We start from the raw sequence: 6,259 nt of genomic DNA, 5'->3' as shown, positions 1-6,259 counted from the left end.
AGGGCAACGACCCCGTAAAGGAGCTTACCCGGCCTCCACCCCTTGAGAGGTAGAACGAAGGAATGTAAGGGCATCGACCCAGGGAGATATGGGAGGGTAAACCGCAAGGGTACATGTGGAGATCCATATGCGACCATATGGCTTTTAAAAACGAGGTGACCAACATCTCTGTTCCCGCCAACGGGTCGATCCCAAATATTCACTTTTCGTCAAATATTATCCTCAAGCGCTTCGTTCGTGAAAGATGAAAACATGCGTAATGGCGAGAAAAACGAAGAAAACATTAATTCTTTGAGGGAGGAGAGTACGAGCCATGCCAATCATCGAAGTCTCTCATCTGCGCAAGGAATTCAAGCGGCTGATTCCGAAAAAAGGCCCTTTCGCCTCCATCCGCAACCTGTGGAACACAAACTACACGGTGCATACAGCCGTCAAGGATATCAGCTTCACGATCGACAAAGGAGAGCTGGTCGGCTACATCGGCCCGAACGGCGCCGGAAAATCGACCTCGATCAAAATGCTGACCGGGATTTTGCTGCCCACATCGGGCGACATCCGGGTGGCCGGCCTGGTTCCGTACAAGCAGCGCAAACAGCATGCGAAAAACATCGGCGTGGTGTTTGGCCAAAAAACCCAACTCTGGTGGGACATTCCGCCGATCGAGTCCTACCGGGTGCTGAAGACGATCCACAAGATTCCGGACGATCGCTACCGGCGCAACCTCGACCTGTTCCGCGAGCTGCTGGACTTGCACGAGTTCGAACATACACCGGTCCGCCAACTGTCGCTCGGTCAACGGATGCGGGCGGATTTGGCGGCGGCGCTGCTGCACGATCCCGAGATTTTGTTTCTCGACGAGCCGACGATTGGCGTCGATGTGCTGGCGAAAGAAAAATTACGCAGCTTTATCCGCGAAATCAATCTGAACCGGAAAGTGACGGTGCTGCTGACGACGCACGACATGACCGACATCGAAAAACTGTGCAGCCGGGTGATGATCATCGACGACGGCCGGATTTTGTACGACGGTTCGATCGACAATTTGAAACATCAATTTGGCGGCGAGCGGACCCTGGTGATCGAGCTGGAAGACGAACTGGATCCCGCCGGCTTACATCTGCCGCAAGCCCGGCTGGTGCGGCAGGAAGGCAGCCGCATCTGGCTTTCGTTCGACAAGGACAAGGTTTCCGCATCGCAATTGATGCTGGAACTGGCCCGAACACACCGGATTCGCGACCTGACGGTGGAAGAGCCGGAAATCGAATCGGTCGTCCGCCAGATTTATGAATCAGGGATGGAACGGAAACAACATCCACAGGGCACAAGTGACGCCGCTGCTTCACAGGCGCCGGGCAGCGCTAAGGAGGATCCGCATGCAGTTGTTCTGGATGTTTAGCCGCCAGAGCTTTCTCAACCTGTCCGCGTACCGGCTCAATTTCTGGTCGGAGATGTTTGCACTGTTTGTCCAGATGTTTGTCGTGTTTACGCTTTGGCGGGTTTTATACGGACAAGCGCCGCACATCTTCGGCTCCGTCAACCTGGACGCGATGATCACATATGCGGTGCTCGGGGTGATACTCGACATGATTCTGACGACCGACAGCGGCCCGCATCACTATTTGACCACCCAGATCAAGACAGGAATGATTGCGAACGATCTGTTGCGCCCGCTCGATTTTCCGCTGCACATGCTGCTACGGTATTCGGGAGAAGCAATGGCTCGGACCGTGTTTTATGTGTTGCCGCCAGTGGCTACATCGTACATCCTGTTGGATCTCACGGTACCGCAAAATGTCGGGCAGTTTGGCTGGTTTCTGTTGAGCGTTGTGTTCTCCTGGCTGATTCTGTTTTTCTGCAATTTTTTGTTCGGTATGATTTCGTTCAAAACGCTGGATCTGCTCGGCTTTTTCTTCACCTACTGGGCGATGTTGCGGTTTTTGTCGGGACAACTGATTCCGCTTTGGATGTATCCGGAATCGATGCAAAAGGTGATTGCATATTTGCCGTTCCAGTCGATTTTTTATACGCCGCTGTCTATTTACATTCACAAGTTGAACGGCGAAGCGGTTTGGCATGCCGTGCTGCAGCAGGCGATCTGGACGGTTGTGTTGTACGGGATCGTGCGGTTGGTGTGGAGCCGGATGCAACGGCAGCTTGTGGTACAGGGGGGATAAGGATGCAGCAGCTTCGCGTATACGGAGCGATGTTACGGGCGTCGATTTTGTCCCGGTTGCAGTACAGGGCCGATTTTTTGATGGGCATCTTCGGGGTGTTTGTGTTAAACGGAGCGACGCTCGGGACGACCTGGGTGCTCTTGCAACGGTTCGAAAACTTGAACGGATGGACGTTTTGGGAAATTGTGTTCCTTTATAACCTGTGGTTGTTGGGTCACAGCTTCCGCTCGATTTTCTTCCGGCAGATCTCGCTGCTCGACGATTATATTGTGCAGGGAACGTTTGACGGCTTTTTGACCCGTCCAGCGTCGCCCTTGGTGCAGTTTCTCGGAAGGGAAGTGCATTATCTCGGCGTGGGAGACCTGCTCTTATCATCCAGTATGCTGACGCTCGCTTACCAAAAGCTCGGGTTGCACTGGTCATGGAGCATGTTCGGGTGGTTCGCCCTGATCGTGCCCGCTTCGACGGCGGTGGAAGTGTCGATCGTGCTGATCCTGTCGACAATCGCGTTCAAGACCGCGCGTTCGCAGGCGATCGTCAACGCAGCCACGCAATTCAGCTTCAATCTTGTACAGCAATACCCGCTCGACATGTTCGGGCGAAGTGTCAGAGCAATTGTTACTTTTATCTTGCCGTTTGCCTTTATGAACTACTATCCTAGCCTCTTATTGCTTGGAAAATGGGACAAAGTGAACCATCCGGCACTCGCCTATGCATCGCCGCTGGTGGCGGTGATTTTGTGCGGCTTAGCCTATTTTGCATGGCGGTGGGGATTGCGGCAGTATCAGAGCACGGGGTCTTGAGGCCCTAAAAACAACCACACCGGTGGTGGTGTGGTTGTTGCAATTTACTGTTCGTATCCTGTACGCGGGATCGCGTCGACCTCGTTCAACGAATCTTCGATTGCTGCATCGATGGTGCCTTCCCGGTAAGCGTCCATCACCTGCACATACGTGGTCATCAGGGCGCCTTCCGGATCTTCTTCGTCTTTTGTCAACCGGTTGACGTCTTTTGACACTTCCTGCCCCACAATCCCGGCCGCCCGCCGCAGCGCTTCCGAATTGTACCCGTGGCCCGCATACCGTTCTTCTTTTGCCATTTGTACTCTCCACACCCTTCCGTAAGACAATCTGTTCTGTCTTACGGTAACCGAACCCCGGGAGAAATATGTGGGGTGCATTCCGCCACGCCGATACAAAAAGAGCGCCATGGCGGCGCCCTCGATCAACCCCTTGCAGGGATCAAGCGTGTTGATTTCCCAAGTTACTTGGTCAGTGTATGAACACCTTGTCCAAGCGCGTTCTCGGCTGCTTCCATCACCATCTCGCCGAGCGTCGGGTGGGCGTGGATCGTCAACGCGATATCCTCCAGGGTCGCGCCCATCTCAATTGATAGACCGATTTCCGCAATCAAATCGGGTGCGCCCGGACCGACGATCTGCCCGCCAAGCACGACACCGCTGTCTTTGTCCGCGACGAGTTTGACGAATCCTTCATTTGCATTCAGAGACAGGGCTCGGCCGTTCGCGGCGTAGTTGAATTTGCCCGTCGTCACCGAGTAACCTTTTTCCTTCGCTTCCGTTTCGCTCAACCCGACGCTTGCGATTTCCGGATCGCAGAACACGATCGCCGGGATGCATTTGTAATCGACGGCGCTCGCATGTCCGGCGATCACTTCGGCCGCCACCTTGCCTTCATACGATGCCTTGTGGGCCAACGCCGGTCCGGCCACAATGTCGCCGATCGCGTACACATTTTCGATGTTGGTCCTGCATTGGTTGTCGACCTTGATGTAGCCGCGCTCGTCTTTTTGCAGTCCGATCTCGTCAAGTCCCAGTTCGTCCGTGTTGGGCACCCGTCCGACCGTCACCAGCAGGTAGTCGGCCGTGACTTCCTTTTCTTCTCCGTCCACCTCAAATTTCACCGTGACGTTCGAGTCGGTTTGCGTCGCAGACAGCGCTTTTGCCTTCGTATGGACCTTGACGCCGTCTTTCTTCAGCTTCCGTTGTACCCAACGCACGATCTCGCTCTCAAATTGCGGCAAAATCTGATCGGCGCCCTCGATCACCGTGACTTTCGTACCGAACTTGGCGAACGTTTGGCCCAGCTCGATCCCGATGTAGCCGCCGCCGATCACAACCAGACTCTTTGGAATCTCATCCAGTTGCAAAGCTTCCGTCGAGGACAGGATGCGGCCGCCAAACGGGAATGCTTTCAGTTCAACCGGGCGGGAACCGGTGGCGATGATGCAATGGTTGAACTTGTACCGGTTGAACTCGTTGCCCTGGTAAATCCGGACTTCGCTGGGCGACACGAATAGCGCTTCGCCATTGATAATTTCCACACCGTTGCCTTTCAGCAGGGAGCCGACACCGCCGGTCAATTTTTTGACAATCCCCTGCTTCCAGCTTTGAACTTTTTGAAAATCGACCTTGACGCCCTCGGCGGTGAATCCCATATCGTCCGAGTGTTGCATTTCCTCGTACCGGTGGGCGGCAGAAATCAACGCTTTGCTGGGGATGCAGCCGCGATTGAGACAGACTCCGCCCAGTTCCGCCTTGTCCACAATCAAAACTTTTTTGCCGAGCTGGGCAGCCCGGATGGCAGCCACATAGCCGCCCGGTCCGGCGCCGATCACCAGCACGTCGATTTCCGTGCTAAATTCTCCTACGACCATGTTTTATACCTCCATCAGCAGCATCTGCGGATCTTCCAGCAGTTGCTTGATGTGATTCATAAACTGCTGGGCGGTCGCCCCGTCGATCAATCGGTGGTCGAAGCTGAGCGACAATGCCATCACCGGCGCCACCTGGATTTCACCGTTGACGACCACCGGTTTTTCTGTGATGCGGCCCGTTCCCAGGATCGCCACTTCCGGATAGTTGATCACCGGCGTGAAGAACATGCCGCCGGCGGAACCGATGTTGGTGATCGTGAAGGTGCTACCCTTCAGTTCGTTCGGGGACAGCTTTCCTTCCCGGCCGCGGCTTGCCAGATCGCGGATCTGATCGGCGATCGTCCACATGCTCTTGCGGTCTGCGTCAAATACAACCGGCACGATCAGCCCGTTGTCCGTATCGGTTGCAATGCCGATGTGGTAGTTGTATTTGTATACGATTTCGCTCTTCTCGTCATCGATCGACGCGTTCAACGTCGGGAACTTGCGCAAGCCGCTGACGACCGCTTTGACGACAAACGGCAGGTAGGTCAACTTGACTCCTTTTTTCTCTGCGGCCGGTTTCAGCTCATTGCGTAGCTGAACGAGCTTGGTCACGTTGGCTTCATCCATGATCGTCACATGCGGTGCCGTATACATCGACTTGACCATCGCATTCGCGATCACCTTGCGGATGCCGCGCAACGGAACGCGCTCTTCCGCCACTCCTGTGAGCGGCCCCCTCGGCGGCCCGGCGGGCTGTTCCTGTGCATCCCGCTTCTCTTCGTCCGCCGGCGCAGCAACCGCTTGCTCAGCCGCCTCTGCAGCAGGCACCGCTGCCTGCGCCTCCGCTTTCGCTATTGCGGCTCCACCTTCTTTCGCCCGCAGCACGTCTTCCTTCGTGATCCGGCCGTTCGGCCCGGTCCCCTGCACCGTGTTGAGATTTACACCCTGCTCGCGCGCAAACTTGCGTACGCTCGGCATCGCCAGCACCTTCCGGTGATCGGTCGGCGGCAGCGCTTCCGCAGCACCGGCCGCTTTCGCCGCAGGCTCGTCCGCCTGCGCCCCCTTCTGCGCTGCTGCCCGCTTACTCTCATCGCCGCGGTTCACCGCATGCTCATTCGCAGCATCCGCCGCCCCGCTTTCCGTTTCCGCCGCCGACTCCTGCTGCTCGGGCGCCGCGCCCTCCACCTCAAACGTCACCAGCGTCGTGCCGACGGTCGCCACCGTGCCTTCCGGCACCTTGATCTCGAGCACTTTCCCTTTCACCGGGCTCGGGATCTCGACGACCGCCTTGTCGTTTTGCACTTCCAGAATCGCCTGGTCTTCTTCCACCGTGTCGCCCGGCTTGATGTGCCATTTAACGATTTCGCCCTCGTGAATGCCTTCGCCGATGTCCGGCAGCTTGAATTCGAATTTGCTCATTCTCA

6 protein-coding genes are annotated in these 6,259 nt (G+C 56.1%); 3 read left to right on the top strand and 3 right to left on the bottom strand.

Features of this window, described 5'->3' with window-relative positions; translation table 11 throughout:
* Positions 1-313 precede the first annotated feature (313 nt).
* From C230_RS0108230 to C230_RS0108220, 3 genes are read left to right on the top strand one after another with little or no spacing between them, the layout of a single operon-like run.
* The gene (locus tag C230_RS0108230) at positions 314-1,396 is read left to right on the top strand and encodes an ABC transporter ATP-binding protein (RefSeq protein ID WP_018131557.1); all 1,083 of its coding nucleotides are present in this window, start codon (positions 314-316) and stop codon (positions 1,394-1,396) included.
* The gene (locus tag C230_RS0108225) at positions 1,374-2,174 is read left to right on the top strand and encodes an ABC transporter permease (RefSeq protein WP_018131556.1); all 801 of its coding nucleotides are present in this window, start codon (positions 1,374-1,376) and stop codon (positions 2,172-2,174) included. Before C230_RS0108230 ends, C230_RS0108225 begins: the two co-directional genes overlap by 23 nt.
* Positions 2,175-2,176: 2 nt before the next feature.
* Positions 2,177-2,977, top strand: coding sequence for an ABC transporter permease (locus C230_RS0108220; protein ID WP_018131555.1), 801 nt, complete (start codon positions 2,177-2,179; stop codon positions 2,975-2,977).
* Between the two features lie 44 nt (positions 2,978-3,021).
* Here C230_RS0108220 and C230_RS19820 read toward each other — a convergent pair whose 3' ends face one another.
* The 3 genes from C230_RS19820 to C230_RS0108205 form a co-directional block, all read right to left on the bottom strand.
* Positions 3,022-3,273 carry a hypothetical protein gene (locus C230_RS19820; RefSeq protein ID WP_018131554.1) on the bottom strand — a complete coding sequence of 84 codons (252 nt, stop codon included), beginning with the start codon at positions 3,271-3,273 and terminating at the stop codon, positions 3,022-3,024.
* Positions 3,274-3,437: 164 nt separating this feature from the next.
* Positions 3,438-4,850: a dihydrolipoyl dehydrogenase gene (lpdA, locus tag C230_RS0108210; protein WP_018131553.1), complete on the bottom strand. Its 1,413-nt coding sequence runs from the start codon at positions 4,848-4,850 to the stop codon at positions 3,438-3,440.
* Positions 4,851-4,853: 3 nt separating this feature from the next.
* On the bottom strand, positions 4,854-6,254 hold the full coding sequence (locus C230_RS0108205; RefSeq protein ID WP_018131552.1) for a dihydrolipoamide acetyltransferase family protein: 1,401 nt from the start codon (positions 6,252-6,254) through the stop codon (positions 4,854-4,856).
* Positions 6,255-6,259 lie beyond the last annotated feature (5 nt).

Origin of the sequence: Effusibacillus pohliae DSM 22757 (assembly GCF_000376225.1) — a bacterium.
Taxonomy (GTDB): Bacteria; Bacillota; Bacilli; order Tumebacillales; family Effusibacillaceae; genus Effusibacillus; species Effusibacillus pohliae.
The sequence above is the reverse complement of the archived record's forward strand: the minus strand, read 5'-3'. Positions and strand labels throughout refer to the sequence as shown.

Coding starts and splice junctions, on each gene's coding strand:
- C230_RS0108220 (WP_018131555.1), top strand. CDS start 2,177: ATGCAGCAGCTTCGCGTATACGGAGCGATGTTACGGGCGTCGATTTTG.
- C230_RS0108205 (WP_018131552.1), bottom strand. CDS start 6,254: ATGAGCAAATTCGAATTCAAGCTGCCGGACATCGGCGAAGGCATTCAC.
- C230_RS0108225 (WP_018131556.1), top strand. CDS start 1,374: ATGCAGTTGTTCTGGATGTTTAGCCGCCAGAGCTTTCTCAACCTGTCC.
- C230_RS0108230 (WP_018131557.1), top strand. CDS start 314: ATGCCAATCATCGAAGTCTCTCATCTGCGCAAGGAATTCAAGCGGCTG.
- lpdA (WP_018131553.1), bottom strand. CDS start 4,850: ATGGTCGTAGGAGAATTTAGCACGGAAATCGACGTGCTGGTGATCGGC.
- C230_RS19820 (WP_018131554.1), bottom strand. CDS start 3,273: ATGGCAAAAGAAGAACGGTATGCGGGCCACGGGTACAATTCGGAAGCG.